The organism is Pseudomonas monteilii NBRC 103158 = DSM 14164, from assembly GCF_000730605.1.
In the GTDB taxonomy this organism is placed as follows: domain Bacteria; phylum Pseudomonadota; class Gammaproteobacteria; order Pseudomonadales; family Pseudomonadaceae; genus Aquipseudomonas; species Aquipseudomonas monteilii.
This window is the reverse complement of sequence record NZ_BBIS01000034.1, coordinates 63361-78025: the sequence shown is the minus strand read 5'-3', so window position 1 is coordinate 78025 and position 14665 is coordinate 63361. Positions and strand designations below refer to the sequence as shown.

11 protein-coding genes and 2 pseudogenes are annotated in these 14665 nt (G+C 60.7%); 8 read left to right on the top strand and 5 right to left on the bottom strand.

Features of this window, described 5'->3' with window-relative positions:
* Positions 1–21: 21 nt before the first annotated feature.
* Complete coding sequence (locus tag PM2_RS18290) at positions 22–1062, bottom strand: threonine aldolase family protein (RefSeq protein ID WP_016714524.1); 1041 nt, start codon at positions 1060–1062, stop codon at positions 22–24.
* A gap of 330 nt (positions 1063–1392) precedes the next feature.
* Between PM2_RS18290 and PM2_RS18285 the strand changes: the two genes are divergently transcribed.
* The 7 genes from PM2_RS18285 (at position 1393) to fdhA (ending at position 10292) form a co-directional block, all read left to right on the top strand.
* On the top strand, positions 1393–2646 hold the full coding sequence (locus PM2_RS18285; RefSeq protein ID WP_028699078.1) for a serine hydroxymethyltransferase: 1254 nt from the start codon (positions 1393–1395) through the stop codon (positions 2644–2646).
* A gap of 15 nt (positions 2647–2661) precedes the next feature.
* On the top strand, positions 2662–3912 hold the full coding sequence (locus PM2_RS18280) for a sarcosine oxidase subunit beta family protein (RefSeq protein ID WP_028699077.1): 1251 nt from the start codon (positions 2662–2664) through the stop codon (positions 3910–3912).
* A 14-nt stretch (positions 3913–3926) separates the two neighbouring features.
* Positions 3927–4262 carry a sarcosine oxidase subunit delta gene (locus PM2_RS18275; RefSeq protein ID WP_012270119.1) on the top strand — a complete coding sequence of 112 codons (336 nt, stop codon included), beginning with the start codon at positions 3927–3929 and terminating at the stop codon, positions 4260–4262.
* Entirely contained in the window at positions 4259–7273 is a 3015-nt protein-coding gene (locus tag PM2_RS18270) for a sarcosine oxidase subunit alpha (protein WP_019096473.1), read from the top strand. The genes PM2_RS18275 and PM2_RS18270 overlap by 4 nt, the downstream gene beginning before the upstream one ends.
* A 70-nt stretch (positions 7274–7343) precedes the next feature.
* Positions 7344–7976, top strand: coding sequence for a sarcosine oxidase subunit gamma (locus tag PM2_RS18265; RefSeq protein WP_016484539.1), 633 nt, complete (start codon positions 7344–7346; stop codon positions 7974–7976).
* Between the two features lie 12 nt (positions 7977–7988).
* The gene (purU, locus tag PM2_RS18260; protein ID WP_019096474.1) at positions 7989–8846 is read left to right on the top strand and encodes a formyltetrahydrofolate deformylase; all 858 of its coding nucleotides are present in this window, start codon (positions 7989–7991) and stop codon (positions 8844–8846) included.
* 246 nt (positions 8847–9092) lie between these two features.
* Complete coding sequence (gene fdhA, locus PM2_RS18255; RefSeq protein WP_028699076.1) at positions 9093–10292, top strand: formaldehyde dehydrogenase, glutathione-independent; 1200 nt, start codon at positions 9093–9095, stop codon at positions 10290–10292.
* A gap of 155 nt (positions 10293–10447) precedes the next feature.
* On the opposite strand, the gene PM2_RS30210 is transcribed toward fdhA, so the two are convergent.
* Entirely contained in the window at positions 10448–11323 is an 876-nt protein-coding gene (locus PM2_RS30210; protein WP_080694003.1) for an RHS repeat-associated core domain-containing protein, read from the bottom strand.
* Between the two features lie 298 nt (positions 11324–11621).
* On the opposite strand from PM2_RS30210, the gene PM2_RS18240 reads away from it, so the two are divergent.
* On the top strand, positions 11622–12197 hold the full coding sequence (locus tag PM2_RS18240; protein WP_028699074.1) for a DUF2780 domain-containing protein: 576 nt from the start codon (positions 11622–11624) through the stop codon (positions 12195–12197).
* A gap of 446 nt (positions 12198–12643) precedes the next feature.
* On the opposite strand, the pseudogene PM2_RS31590 reads toward PM2_RS18240, so the two are convergent.
* The 3 genes and pseudogenes from PM2_RS31590 to PM2_RS18230 all read right to left on the bottom strand — a co-directional run.
* Positions 12644–12886, bottom strand: a pseudogene (locus tag PM2_RS31590) (RHS repeat-associated core domain-containing protein); the annotation flags it as partial.
* A 39-nt stretch (positions 12887–12925) separates the two neighbouring features.
* The gene (locus tag PM2_RS18235) at positions 12926–13585 is read right to left on the bottom strand and encodes an RHS repeat-associated core domain-containing protein (RefSeq protein WP_016714531.1); all 660 of its coding nucleotides are present in this window, start codon (positions 13583–13585) and stop codon (positions 12926–12928) included.
* Positions 13586–13678: 93 nt separating this feature from the next.
* Positions 13679–14659: pseudogene (locus PM2_RS18230) on the bottom strand (APC family permease); the annotation flags it as partial.
* Positions 14660–14665 lie beyond the last annotated feature (6 nt).

Sequence of the window (14665 nt, the reverse complement as noted above, 5' to 3'; positions counted from 1 at the left end):
TTGCCCCGCGAATGCGGCCTGTCAGTCAGTGATGATGCTACGGATATCCGCCGCCAGCTCCCGCACCCGCTCTTCCTCGGTATCCCACGAGCACATGAACCGCGCCCCGCCGCTACCAATAAAGGTATAGAACCGCCACCCCTTGCCCCGCAGCGCTTCAATCGCGTGCTCCGGCATCTGCAGAAACACCCCGTTGGCCTCCACCGGGAACATCAGCTCCACCCCTGGCAAGTCACTCACCAGCGAGGCCAGCAGTTGCGCGCAATGGTTAGCGTGATTGCCATGGCGCAACCAGGCGCCATCTTCCAATAGGCCCACCCACGGTGCCGACAGGAAGCGCATCTTCGACGCCAGTTGCCCGGCCTGCTTGCAGCGGTAGTCGAAGTCTTCGGCCAGCTGGCGGTTGAAGAACAGGATCGCCTCACCCACGGCCATGCCGTTCTTGGTGCCGCCAAAGCACAGCACATCTACACCGGCCTTCCAGGTCAGCTCGGCCGGACTGCAGCCGAGAAACGCGCAGGCATTGGTAAAGCGCGCGCCATCCATGTGCAGGTTCAGCCCCAGTTCCTTACAGGTCGCGCTGATCGCTTTGAGCTCATCTGGGCGATAAACGGTGCCTACTTCGGTGGCCTGTGTGATGGTGACCACACGTGGTTTTGGGTAGTGGATGTCTTGGCGCTTGAGCGCCACTTCACGGATGGATTCCGGCGTCAGCTTGCCGTTGACGCTGGCCGCCGTCAGCAGCTTGGAACCGTTGGAGAAGAACTCCGGGGCACCGCATTCGTCGGTTTCGACGTGCGCGGTCTCGGAGCAGATGACGCTGTGGTAGCTCTGGCACAGCGAGGCCAGGGCCAGGGAGTTGGCGGCGGTGCCGTTGAAGGCGAAGAACACCTCGCAGTCGGTTTCGAACAGGTTGCGGAAGTATTCCGAGGCGCGCTCGGTCCACTGGTCGTCGCCGTAAGCGCGGTCGTGGCCGTGGTTGGCCTTTTCCATTGCTGCCCAGGCTTCTGGGCAGATGCCGGAATAGTTGTCGCTGGCGAATTGTTGGCTCTTATCTGTCATGACACGGTCCTGTGAACGACGCAGAACAGCACTCTAAACCATCGATTCAGCGGTTGCCTATACAACCCCGACATAAGCTGATTTCAGGGGTGTCTGGACCGGCCTCTTCGCGGGACAAGCCCGCTCCCACAATGGCCCGGGTACACAGGGCCATTGTGGGAGCGGGCTTGTCCCGCGAAGAGGCCGGCACGACTAACACAAAAGCCAATGTCGTAAACGCGCCATTGCAAGGCGTGCGCAGGCATCTGACCCGCCCCGACCAGTCATAACATCGCCACAAAGGGCCACAGTGCCCCACGACAAAAAACGATCGCTGCCGGGAGATACACGATGTTCAGCAAGCAAGACCAGATCCAGGGTTACGACGACGCACTGCTGGCGGCGATGAATGCCGAAGAACAGCGCCAGGAAGATCACATCGAGCTGATCGCCTCGGAGAACTACACCAGCAAGCGCGTCATGCAGGCCCAAGGCAGCGGCCTCACCAACAAGTACGCCGAAGGCTACCCGGGCAAGCGCTACTACGGTGGCTGCGAGCACGTGGACAAGGTAGAAGCCCTGGCCATCGAGCGCGCCAAGCAGCTGTTCGGCGCCGACTACGCCAACGTCCAGCCGCACTCCGGTTCGTCGGCCAACGGCGCTGTCTACCTGGCCCTGCTGCAGGCCGGTGACACCATCCTCGGCATGAGCCTGGCCCACGGCGGCCACCTGACCCACGGCGCTAAAGTGTCGTCCTCGGGCAAGCTGTACAACGCTGTTCAGTACGGCATCGACACCAACACCGGCCTGATCGACTACGACGAAGTCGAGCGCCTGGCCGTCGAGCACAAGCCGAAAATGATCGTTGCCGGCTTCTCGGCCTACTCCAAAACCCTCGACTTCCCACGCTTCCGCGCCATCGCCGACAAGGTCGGTGCGCTGCTGTTCGTCGACATGGCCCACGTTGCCGGTCTGGTTGCTGCTGGCCTGTACCCGAACCCGATTCCGTTCGCAGACGTGGTGACTACTACCACCCACAAGACCCTGCGCGGCCCACGTGGCGGCCTGATCCTGGCCAAGTCGAACGAAGAGATCGAGAAAAAGCTGAACGCCGCTGTATTCCCAGGCGCCCAGGGCGGCCCGCTGATGCACGTGATCGCCGCCAAGGCCGTGTGCTTCAAGGAAGCACTGGAGCCAGGCTTCAAGGCCTACCAGCAACAAGTGATCGAAAACGCCCAGGCCATGGCCCAGGTGTTCATCGACCGTCGCTACGACGTGGTTTCCGGTGGCACCGACAACCACCTGTTCCTGGTCAGCCTGATTCGCCAGGGCCTGACGGGTAAAGATGCTGACGCCGCCCTCGGCCGCGCGCACATTACCGTCAACAAGAACGCCGTGCCGAACGACCCGCAGTCGCCGTTCGTCACCTCGGGCCTGCGCATCGGTACCCCGGCCGTCACCACCCGTGGCTTCAAGGTTGCCCAGTGCGTGGCCCTGGCCGGCTGGATCTGCGACATCCTCGACAACCTCGGTGACGCCGACGTCGAAGCCGATGTGGCGAAGAACGTCGCTGCCCTGTGCGCCGACTTCCCTGTTTACCGCTGAGTGGAGTAAACGACCATGCAACGCTACTCGGGCTTCTGCCTTTTCAAACACTCCCTCAGCCACCACGAAAACTGGCAGCGCATGTGGCGCACGCCCACCCCTAAAAAGGTGTACGACGTGGTTATCGTCGGCGGTGGCGGCCATGGCCTGGCCACGGCTTATTACCTGGCCAAAGAGCACGGCATCACCAACGTCGCCGTTATCGAGAAGGGCTACCTGGGCGGCGGCAACACCGCCCGTAACACCACCATCGTGCGTTCCAACTACCTGTGGGACGAGTCGGCGCACCTGTACGAGCACGCCATGAAGCTGTGGGAAGGCCTGTCTCAGGACCTGAACTACAACGTCATGTTCTCCCAGCGCGGCGTGTACAACCTGTGCCACACCTTGCAGGACATGCGTGACTCCGAGCGCCGCGTCAGCGCCAACCGCCTGAACGGCGTGGATGGCGAGCTGCTGAACACCGCCCAGGTTGCCGCAGAAATCCCGTACCTGGACTGCTCCAAGAACACCCGCTACCCGATCCTGGGTGCCACCGTGCAGCGCCGTGGTGGCGTGGCCCGTCACGACGCCGTGGCCTGGGGCTTCGCCCGTGCTGCCGACGCCCTGGGCGTTGACCTGATCCAGCAAACCGAAGTGATCGGCTTCCGCAAGGAAAACGGCGCGGTCATCGGTGTGGAAACCAACAAAGGCTTCATTGGCGCCAAGCGCGTTGGTGTGGTCACCGCCGGTAACTCCGGGCACATGGCCAAGCTGGCCGGCTTCCGCCTGCCGCTGGAATCGCACCCGCTGCAAGCGCTGGTGTCCGAGCCGATCAAGCCGATCATCGACAGCGTGATCATGTCCAACGCCGTACACGGCTACATCAGCCAGTCCGACAAGGGCGACCTGGTGATCGGTGCCGGTATCGATGGCTGGGTCGGCTACGGCCAGCGCGGTTCGTACCCGGTGATCGAGCACACCCTGCAGGCCATCGTCGAAATGTTCCCCAACCTGTCGCGCGTTCGCATGAACCGCCAGTGGGGTGGCATCGTCGATACCTCGCCAGACGCCTGCCCGATCATCACCAAGACCCCGGTCAAGAACATGTTCTTCAACTGCGGTTGGGGTACTGGCGGCTTCAAGGCGACCCCGGGTTCGGGCAACGTCTTCGCCGCGAGCCTGGCCAAGGGCGAAATGCACCCACTGGCCGCGCCGTTCTCCATGGACCGTTTCTACAACGGCGCACTGATCGACGAACACGGCGCCGCCGCCGTCGCCCACTAACCGGAGACACCGTCATGTTGCATATTTTCTGTCCCCACTGCGGCGAGCTGCGCTCCGAAGAAGAGTTCCACGCCTCTGGCCAGGCGCACATCGCCCGCCCGCTGGACCCTAACGCCTGCTCCGACGAGGAGTGGGGTACCTACATGTTCTACCGTGACAACCCACGCGGGATTCACCATGAACTGTGGGACCACGTTGCCGGCTGCCGCCAGTACTTCAACGTCACCCGCGACACCGTGACCTACGAGATTCTGGAAACCTACAAGATTGGCGAGAAGCCGCAAGTGACCGCCAACGGTAAAGCTGCAAACGCACCGTCGACCGTCAAAGGCCAAGGGGAAAAAGTATGAGCCAGACCTATCGCCTCGCCAGCGGCGGCCGTATCGACCGCAGCAAGGTCCTGAACTTCAGTTTCAACGGCAAGACCTACCAGGGTTATGCCGGTGACAGCCTGGCCGCCGCGTTGCTGGCCAACGGCGTCGACATCGTTGGCCGCAGCTTCAAGTACTCGCGTCCACGCGGCATCATCGCTGCAGGTACCGAAGAGCCGAACGCCATCCTGCAGATCGGCTCCAGCGAAGCCACCCAGATCCCGAACGTGCGTGCCACCCAGCAGGCGCTGTACGCAGGCCTTGTCGCCACCAGCACCAACGGCTGGCCGAACGTCAACAACGACGTCATGGGCATCCTTGGCAAGGTGGGCGGCAGCATGATGCCGCCGGGCTTCTACTACAAAACCTTCATGTACCCGAAATCGTTCTGGATGACGTACGAGAAGTACATCCGCAAAGCCGCAGGCCTGGGCCGTGCGCCGCTGCAGAACGACCCGGACAGCTACGACTACATGAACCAGCACTGCGACGTGCTGATCGTCGGTGCCGGCCCTGCTGGCCTGGCCGCTGCACTGGCCGCTGCGCGCAGCGGTGCCCGCGTGATCCTGGCTGACGAGCAGGAAGAGTTCGGCGGCAGCCTGCTCGACACCCGCGAAACCCTCGACGGCAAGCCTGCCACCGACTGGGTCAACGCCGTGGTCAAAGAGCTGGAAGGCCTGCCGGAAGTGACCCTGCTGCCACGCGCCACGGTCAACGGCTACCACGACCATAACTTCCTGACCATCCACGAGCGCCTCACCGACCACCTCGGCGACCGCGCCCCGATCGGCCAGGTTCGCCACCGTGTGCACCGTGTACGCGCCAAACGCGTGGTACTGGCTGCCGGCGCCCACGAGCGCCCGCTGGTGTACGGCAACAACGACGTGCCGGGTAACATGTTGGCCGGTGCCGTTTCTACCTACGTTCGCCGCTACGGCGTGGCCCCAGGCCGCAAGCTGGTGCTGTCGACCAACAACGATCACGCCTACCGCGCCGCGCTGGACTGGCACGACGCTGGCCTGCAAGTGGTCGCCATCGCCGACGCCCGCCACAACCCACGTGGCTCGCTGGTTGAAGAAGCGCGTGCCAAGGGCATTCGTATCCTTACCTCCAGCGCCGTGGTCGAGGCCAAAGGCAGCAAGCACGTCACCGGCGCCCGTGTGGCCGCCATCGATGTGCAGGCGCACAAAGTCACCAGCCCAGGCGAAACCCTCGAGTGCGACCTGATCGCGTCCTCGGGCGGCTACAGCCCGATCGTACACCTGGCCTCGCACCTGGGCGGTCGCCCGGTATGGCGTGACGACATCCTCGGCTTCGTGCCGGGCGATGCGCCGCAAAAACGCGAATGCGTGGGTGGTATCAATGGTGTCTACGCCCTTGGCGACGTGATTGCCGATGGCTTCGAAGGCGGCGTGCGCGCAGCCACCGAAGCAGGCTTCAAGGCAACCGTCGGCACCCTGCCGAAAACCGTTGCACGCAAGGAAGAGGCCACCGTGGCGCTGTTCCTGGTGCCGCACGACAAGGGCACCAAGGGGCCGAAGCAGTTCGTCGACCAGCAGAACGACGTGACCGCTGCCGGTATCGAACTGGCCACCCGTGAAGGCTTCGAGTCGGTCGAGCACGTCAAACGCTACACCGCGTTGGGCTTCGGTACCGACCAGGGCAAACTGGGCAACATCAACGGCCTGGCCATCGCCGCCCGTTCGATCGGCATCACCATCCCGGAAATGGGCACCACCATGTTCCGCCCCAACTACACGCCGGTGACGTTCGGCGCCGTAGCGGGCCGTCACTGTGGTCACCTGTTCGAGCCGGTGCGCTTCACCGCCCTGCATGCCTGGCACGTGAAGAACGGCGCCGAGTTCGAAGACGTCGGCCAGTGGAAGCGCCCGTGGTACTTCCCGAAAGCCGGTGAAGACATCCATGCCGCCGTGGCCCGTGAATGCAAGGCCGTGCGCGACAGCGTGGGCCTGCTGGACGCCTCCACCCTGGGCAAGATCGATATCCAGGGCCCGGATGCGCGCGAGTTCCTCAACCGCATCTACACCAACGCCTGGACCAAGCTCGACGTGGGCAAGGCCCGCTACGGCCTGATGTGCAAGGAAGACGGCATGGTCTTCGACGACGGCGTAACCGCCTGCGTTGGCGATAACCACTTCATCATGACCACCACCACCGGCGGCGCCGCCCGCGTGCTGCAGTGGATGGAGCTGTACCACCAGACCGAATGGCCAGAGCTGAAGGTGTACTTCACTTCGGTCACCGACCACTGGGCCACCATGACCCTGTCCGGCCCCAACAGCCGCAAGCTGCTGAGCGAGCTGACCGACATCGACATGGACAAGGAAGCCTTCCCGTTCATGACCTGGAAGGAAGGCAACGTGGGCGGCGTGCCAGCCCGTGTGTTCCGTATCTCGTTCACCGGTGAGCTGTCGTACGAAGTGAACGTGCAGGCCAACTACGCCATGGGCGTGCTGGAACAGATCATCGAGGCCGGCAAGAAGTACAACCTGACCCCGTACGGCACCGAGACCATGCACGTACTGCGTGCCGAGAAGGGCTTCATCATCGTGGGCCAGGACACCGACGGCTCGATGACCCCGGACGACCTGAACATGAGTTGGTGCGTGGGCCGCAACAAGCCGTTCTCGTGGATCGGCCTGCGTGGCATGAACCGTGAAGACTGCGTGCGCGAGAACCGCAAGCAACTGGTAGGCCTGAAGCCGGTCGACCCGACCAAATGGCTGCCGGAAGGCGCCCAGCTGGTATTCGACCCGAAACAGCCGATCCCGATGGACATGGTTGGCCACGTGACCTCCAGCTACGCGTCCAACTCCCTGGGCTACTCGTTCGCCATGGGCGTGGTCAAAGGCGGCCTCAAGCGCATGGGCGAGCGCGTGTACTCGCCGCAGGCGGATGGCAGCGTGATCGAGGCGGAGATCGTGTCTTCGGTGTTCTTCGATCCGAAGGGTGAGCGGCAGAACGTCTAAAGGCCCCCGGATAGCGGCGCAGCCCGGTGCTGCGCTGCCCTGACGAACAAGAATTCAAGGCAGGTAAGAAATGAGCGCTATCAACGTCTTCCAGCAAAACCCCGGCGCCGAGGCCAAGGCCCAGTCGCCACTGCACCACGCCGACCTGGCCAGCCTGGTTGGCAAAGGCCGCAAGAACGCAGGCGTGACCCTGCGTGAACGCAAGTTCCTTGGCCACCTCACCCTTCGCGGCGATGGCCACAACCCGGAATTCGCCGCAGGCGTGCACAAGGCCCTGGGCCTGGAGCTGCCGGTGGCCCTGACCGTGGTCGCCAACAACGACATGTCGCTGCAATGGGTTGGCCCGGATGAATGGCTGCTGATCGTACCCGGTGGCCAGGAACTGGCTGTCGAGCAAAAGCTGCGTGCAGCCCTTGAAGGCCAGCACATCCAGGTGGTCAACGTGAGCGGCGGGCAAAGCCTGCTGGAACTGCGCGGCCCGAATGTGCGTGAAGTGCTGATGAAGTCCACCAGCTATGATGTTCACCCGAACAACTTCCCGGTGGGCAAGGCAGTGGGTACCGTGTTCGCCAAGTCGCAACTGGTGATTCGCCGCACTGCGGAAGACACCTGGGAACTGGTGATTCGCCGCAGTTTCGCTGACTACTGGTGGCTGTGGCTGCAGGACGCTTCGGCCGAGTACGGCCTGAGCATCGAAGCCTAAGGAGCGCAGAACATGAGTCGGGCACCGGATACCTGGATTCTCACCGCCGACTGCCCGAGCATGCTCGGCACCGTCGACGTGGTGACGCGTTACCTCTTCGAGCAGCGCTGCTACGTGACGGAGCACCACTCCTTCGATGACCGGCAGTCGGGGCGCTTCTTCATTCGCGTCGAATTCCGCCAGCCGGATGATTTCGACGAGGCGGGCTTCCGGGCCGGCCTTGCCGAGCGCAGCGAAGCGTTCGGCATGACGTTTGAGCTGACCGCACCGAATCACCGCCCCAAGGTGGTGATCATGGTGTCCAAGGCCGACCACTGCCTGAACGATCTGCTGTACCGCCAGCGCATCGGCCAGTTGGGTATGGACGTGGTTGCGGTGGTGTCCAACCATCCCGACCTCGAACCGCTGGCCCAGTGGCACAAGATTCCTTACTACCACTTCGCGCTCGATCCTAAGGATAAGCCTGGGCAGGAGCGCAAGGTGCTGCAGGTGATCGAGGAGACCGGCGCAGAGCTGGTTATCCTCGCTCGCTACATGCAGGTGCTATCGCCCGAGCTGTGCCGGCGCCTGGATGGCTGGGCGATCAACATTCACCACTCGTTGTTGCCGGGGTTCAAAGGCGCCAAGCCTTATCACCAGGCGTACAACAAGGGCGTGAAGATGGTCGGCGCGACTGCGCATTACATCAACAACGACCTGGACGAAGGGCCGATCATTGCCCAGGGCGTTGAAGTGGTGGACCACAGCCATTACCCGGAAGACCTGATTGCCAAAGGGCGCGACATCGAGTGCCTGACCCTGGCGCGGGCTGTGGGTTATCACATCGAGCGTCGGGTGTTCCTCAACGCCAACCGGACGGTCGTTCTCTAGCGCCTGTACCGGCCTCTTCGCGGGGCGAGCCCCGCGAAGAGGCCGGTGCAGGTCAACACGCCTGCCTCATCCTCCATACCCTCCAGCGACACCCTTGCCGCTAAAAGGCATCTCCCTGTCGCTCCCAGTCAGTGCATCCCGGCCCATCAGGCCCACAATTCCCCTCACTCCAGAAACACATGCCGCCCATGGATGGCGGCGCGTTCAACCACCGCTGCATAAATACAAATCAAGCGAGGTAAGAGCATGTCTGGCAATCGTGGAGTGGTATATCTCGGCGCCGGCAAGGTCGAGGTGCAGAAGATCGACTACCCGAAAATGCAGGACCCGCGCGGCAAGAAGATCGAACACGGCGTGATCCTGAAGGTGGTCTCCACCAACATCTGCGGCTCCGACCAGCACATGGTCCGCGGCCGCACCACTGCCCAGGTCGGCCTGGTCCTGGGCCACGAAATCACCGGTGAAATCGTCGAAAAAGGCCGCGATGTCGAGCGCATGCAGATCGGCGACCTGGTCTCGGTACCCTTCAACGTTGCCTGTGGCCGTTGCCGCTCCTGCAAAGAGATGCACACCGGCGTCTGCCTCACCGTTAACCCGGCCCGCGCCGGCGGTGCCTACGGCTACGTCGACATGGGCGACTGGACCGGTGGCCAGGCCGAGTACGTGCTGGTGCCGTACGCCGACTTCAACCTGCTGAAACTGCCCGAGCGCGACAAGGCCATGGAAAAGATCCGTGACCTGACCTGCCTGTCCGACATCCTGCCTACTGGCTACCACGGCGCCGTCACTGCTGGCGTAGGCCCAGGTAGCACCGTTTACGTAGCGGGCGCTGGCCCGGTTGGCTTGGCCGCTGCTGCCTCGGCCCGCCTGCTTGGCGCTGCCTGCGTGATCGTTGGCGACCTCAACCCGGCCCGCCTGGCCCACGCCAAGTCGCAAGGCTTCGAAGTGGTCGACCTGTCCAAGGACACCCCGCTGCACGAGCAGATCATCGACATCCTCGGCGAGCCGGAAGTGGACTGCGCCGTTGACGCCGTTGGCTTCGAGGCCCGTGGCCATGGCCACGAGGGCGCCAAGCACGAAGCCCCTGCTACCGTGCTGAACTCGCTGATGCAGGTTACCCGCGTTGCCGGCAACATCGGTATCCCGGGCCTGTACGTGACCGAAGACCCGGGCGCGGTAGATGCCGCCGCCAAGATCGGCGCACTGAGCATCCGCTTCGGCCTCGGCTGGGCGAAGTCGCACAGCTTCCACACCGGCCAGACCCCGACCATGAAGTACAACCGCCAGCTGATGCAGGCGATCATGTGGGACCGGATTAACATTGCCGAGGTAGTGGGGGTGCAGGTGATCAATCTGGATCAGGCGCCGGAAGGGTATGGCGAGTTTGATGCGGGTGTGCCGAAGAAATTTGTGATCGATCCGCACAAGATGTGGGGGGCGGCGTAATCATCATTAAGTAAGAAGAGCCCCTCCAGTCGAGGGGCTTTTCATTTAGGTGCGGTTCTGCCCCGGTTGCATGCCTTAGCCTCGCTTGAGCTGGGTATGAAGACAAGTCGCAAGAGTTCGTGCGGCTGTTGGGGCGTTGCCGCACGTCGCTGTTTCTAGCTTTCCGCGACTCTGATCCGTGCGAGTGAGGTATTGATCTGATCAATGTTCCCTTGGGCATTTTCTTCCAGTTTTTTGTGGTGGTGGTATTGCGCTTTATATTCGTTCTCGGTTTTTATGTGTGCTTTTTTTGTACTAGGCTTTTGGAAAAATTTTTTCGTCTTCTTATTTTCCTTGAAGGCGGCCTGGAGATACAATGATTTTTCATTTTTGTGGAATTCAAGTATTTTTTCTTGCGCGAGGAGATCTTCGAGGAGGAAAGCTTTAGCAGTAGAAAGTTCGCTGGGATGCTCGGAGAGTACCTTTGCATAGCTGGGGGGCGAGGTGACATGGTCATAATGACCCGGTTGGCCTACCTGCGTGTTTTTAGTTGGCTCGGGAAAAATTTTTTTTAAAGCCTTGAAAAGAAGGGCTGCTCTAGAACGTCCTGATGGGTCGTGGAAGTTTGTCGGGTCTCCCGAGCAATAGGCGTAAGCGTTAAGTCCACCAGCGCCGAAAGGGCTGATTTCATCGGGAGAGCAAAAGCGCATAGTTGCTGGTTTGAATAACCTATGGCCGTTACCGAGTATGTAACCTTCTAAGAAGTTATCGAATGGTTTCCCGTTAAAACCTATCGTTGTGAATGCGGTGTGAAAATAGGATTCGTGTCCGTAAGGAGAGTAGGCATGTGTTTCTTGTTTTTCGGCGCTTGTTCTAATCAGTGTGGAGTTGCTTTGATCGCCTGCTGTAAGTGCTTGTCCATGGGTGGTGCTTCGCTCGGAAAGCAACGTGGTCGTGTGGCGAAAAATTGTTAGGCTTTCCTTATTGGTTATGATGGTGCTAAGTTCGCCATTTTGATAGAGAAACTTTCTAGTGCTGGCTCTGATAAGCATGCGAATACTTCCAATTGTGTAGTGCGTGGCCAATTAATTGGCAGCGCTTCTTTATGGATGACGTGAGCGTCTCAAGCATGACTGCCGAAGAATCGACTAGCAACTGGTAAAAATACTAGGTATTTGAAATGTTCCAATTGGTATATGTGATTTCTTGAGTACTTCCACCGCAACCTGCCGTCTCGCAGCGCTTATCGATTACGGGGACATGCGCTTGTGATCGGCTCGGAACAAAGGTTGGTTTTTTTAGTCAAATTTCTCGTTTCCGCAGCCATCCCGGCTCACGAGGTCCCTCCCGATGAAAGCACTCACCCTGGCAACCCTGATGACCCTGGCTGCAAGCCCGGTGTTCGCCTTCAATCTCAGCGATGCGGCCAACGCCGTGTCGGCCATGCAGAACCAGCAACAGCAAGGCCAGGTGCAGGCGCCCGAGGCACAGGCCAACCTGCTCAACACCCTGGGTAGCGAATTGAAGATCACCCCCGAACAAGCCGTTGGCGGAGCAGGGGCGATGTTGGGCTTGGCGCGCAATAACCTGAGCAGCGATGACTATGGGCAGCTGACCAAGGCGGTACCGGGGCTAAACCTGCTGGCCGGGGCCAATGCGCTGGGTGGCTTGAGTGGATTGGGCGATTTACTGGGCAAGAACAGCGAAAGCCAGTCGGCGCTGAGCAATGCCCTGGGCAACAACGTCGAGAACCGCAACGACCTGGACACTGCGTTCAAGGCGCTGGGGATGGACACCGGGATGATCGGCCAGTTTGCCCCTCTGATTCTGCAGTACCTGGGCCAGCAGGGCATCGCCGGGTCGTTGCTGCAGAACCTGGGGAGCCTGTGGACCACGCCGGCGCCAGTGAATACGCCATCGGTTTGATTGGGCTGGACATGGGGTTGGTCAGGAGTGGAACCACCTGACCATCGCCACGTTCAATCGATCTTGCTGTTTTAGCACTTCACTACGGATGCTGGCGAGATTCGCAAGGTAATTGGCACGCATTTTCGGTTCATGCACGTATGTCAGAAACGCTGGAGCATCTGCAAGGGACCGCTTCGCCCCCGCCAGTTCTTTGGCCAGAGTTACGACCTCACTCAATGGCACGCTTGGATTTCTCCGGTCTTCAAACGGCATTCGACCACCGTTTGCCAGTGGGTTTCTATTGGCGCGTGGCTGCTGAATTTGCGGTGGAGGAGTGAGCGGATCGCTGCGTCCGGTCTGCAAGCCCTGCCTGTTGAGGGAGCGATTGAGATGCTGGGCCGTTTGGGGGGAGGAACATCGGGCGTCAGTATGGCGGCGTGGCGGCGTAATCGATTGACAACAGCATGCCCATCTGGATCTACATTGTTAATGGAGTCTCCTGCGCAATAGCCATAGGCATTCAGCCCCCCCTTGCCGAACGGGCTCCAGCTGTCAGGCGCAAGGAATCGCATGATTATCGGGTTGTACGGACGATAGCCATTGCCAAGCAGGTACGCTCCAGAGTGCCTTTCTAGCAGTTCGCCATTGAAGCCGAGCAGTTGCTGATTTGAAAGGCTATAGTGAAAATGCCCATAAGGTGTATAAGCGCGAAGCGACGCACTACTCATCAGATATTCCTCATGCCATTAGACTCGATAGCTTCTGAGTGTGGAGTTAAGGTTTTTCAACCGATCTTGCGCGTCGTCAAGCCATGTGGCGAGTGCCTCCAGCGAAGTCTGGTATCTTTCCTCACTGATGCCAAAACTTTTCGCGAGGTCAGGCGTCGACGGCTCCATGAGAAAATTGAAGTCTTCTGTTTTTCGTTTTACGCGCTGAGTGAACTTGTAAATGTAAACTTGCAATGACTGTTTTTCTTCAATAAGCCTGGCTCTCTGTACGTCGTGTTCGCCCGTATAGATACGGCCAGTTATCTTTCTGTTAAATGTCACTTTCTTTTTTGGCGCTCGTATCAAAGGGGTCGTTGAGGATTGGGCCGACTGGCTATGTTCAACCCAGAACTTCCGTAGCTGAGCAAATGTTCGCGCATGACCTGTGTCATCCCGGAAATTGATCGGATCACAGTTGCAGTATGCGTAAGTGTTATATCCGCCCTGCCCAAAGGGGCTGAGGTTATCGGGCTTATGGAAGCGCATCAGGGTTGGACTGTAGCTACGATAACCTTGTCCTAATGGGTAGATGCTGGTGAGGGGGTCGTTCTTTTCGCCATTGAAGCCAAGCAGGGTGGCCAACCAAGCTTGACTGTCGATGTATCCGTATGGGGTGTAGGCCAGGGCGGCTGTTCTCAATGGCGGGTACCTCGCAAAAGACGGTGTTACGTAAGTCTTTGTCTTCGCGAGGCCACGCACAACTGGCAGAATTGTCAGTACTTGCGGCGGACCTCAGCCCGCCTCGGAGAAGTCCGTCAGTAGAACCGGACGACGGAAGCCGGCAGTCAGAACGGCAAGATACGCCAGCCCCAGCGCAAACCAGCACAACCCAATCACCAACGTCAGCGCCGACAGGCTGGTCCACAGCCACAGTGTCAGCCCCAACCCCACCAGCGGCACCACGCCATAACTCAACAACCCCTTGGCATTACGCTGGCTGGCATCGTCCATCAGGTGGGTCTTCACCACTGCCAGGTTCACCGCCGAGAACGCCACCAGCGCGCCGAAACTGATCAGCGAAGCGAGGGTGGACAGGTCGATCACCAGCGCCAGCAGCGAGAACGCCGACACCAGCAGAATGGCGAACACCGGCGTGCCGAAGCGTGGGGACAGGTAACCGAACGTGCGCTGCGGCAGCACCTTGTCACGGCCCATGGTGAACAGGATGCGTGACACCGCCGCCTGCGAGGCCAGTGCTGAACCCAGGCTGCCGGCGACGAAGGCGGCGGTGAAGAAGTTGGCCAGGAATTGCCCACCCGCGCTGAACATCACTTCATTGGCCGCCGCATCGGCGTTTGCAAACGTGCTGCCTGGCAGCACCAGTTGGCTGACGTAGGCCAGCGCGGTGAACAGTACGCCGGCGAAGAGCGTGGTAAGGATGATCGCCCGTGGCACATCGTGGCGTGCATCGCGGCATTCTTCGGCCAGGGTCGAGACGGCATCGAAGCCTAGAAACGACAGGCACAGTACTGCAGCACCGGCCATCAGCGGGCCGAAGCCAGGTTGTGTGCCGTCACTCATCAGCGGCGAGAGCAGGTCTACCGGTTGCCCGGCCAGGGTCTGGCAGGACAAGGCCACGAACACCCCGATGAACACGATCTGCGCGCCAACGATCAGGTTGCTGGCCTTGGCGACAGAGTGGATGCCGATCACGTTCAGCACGGTAACCAGCGCGATCGAGGCGAGGATGATGGTCCAGGCCGGGATGGCCGGAACAGG

Coding starts and splice junctions, on each gene's coding strand:
- PM2_RS18265 (WP_016484539.1), top strand. CDS start 7,344: ATGAGCGCTATCAACGTCTTCCAGCAAAACCCCGGCGCCGAGGCCAAG.
- fdhA (WP_028699076.1), top strand. CDS start 9,093: ATGTCTGGCAATCGTGGAGTGGTATATCTCGGCGCCGGCAAGGTCGAG.
- PM2_RS18285 (WP_028699078.1), top strand. CDS start 1,393: ATGTTCAGCAAGCAAGACCAGATCCAGGGTTACGACGACGCACTGCTG.
- PM2_RS18270 (WP_019096473.1), top strand. CDS start 4,259: ATGAGCCAGACCTATCGCCTCGCCAGCGGCGGCCGTATCGACCGCAGC.
- PM2_RS18290 (WP_016714524.1), bottom strand. CDS start 1,062: ATGACAGATAAGAGCCAACAATTCGCCAGCGACAACTATTCCGGCATC.
- purU (WP_019096474.1), top strand. CDS start 7,989: ATGAGTCGGGCACCGGATACCTGGATTCTCACCGCCGACTGCCCGAGC.
- PM2_RS30210 (WP_080694003.1), bottom strand. CDS start 11,323: ATGCTTATCAGAGCCAGCACTAGAAAGTTTCTCTATCAAAATGGCGAA.
- PM2_RS18280 (WP_028699077.1), top strand. CDS start 2,662: ATGCAACGCTACTCGGGCTTCTGCCTTTTCAAACACTCCCTCAGCCAC.
- PM2_RS18240 (WP_028699074.1), top strand. CDS start 11,622: ATGAAAGCACTCACCCTGGCAACCCTGATGACCCTGGCTGCAAGCCCG.
- PM2_RS18275 (WP_012270119.1), top strand. CDS start 3,927: ATGTTGCATATTTTCTGTCCCCACTGCGGCGAGCTGCGCTCCGAAGAA.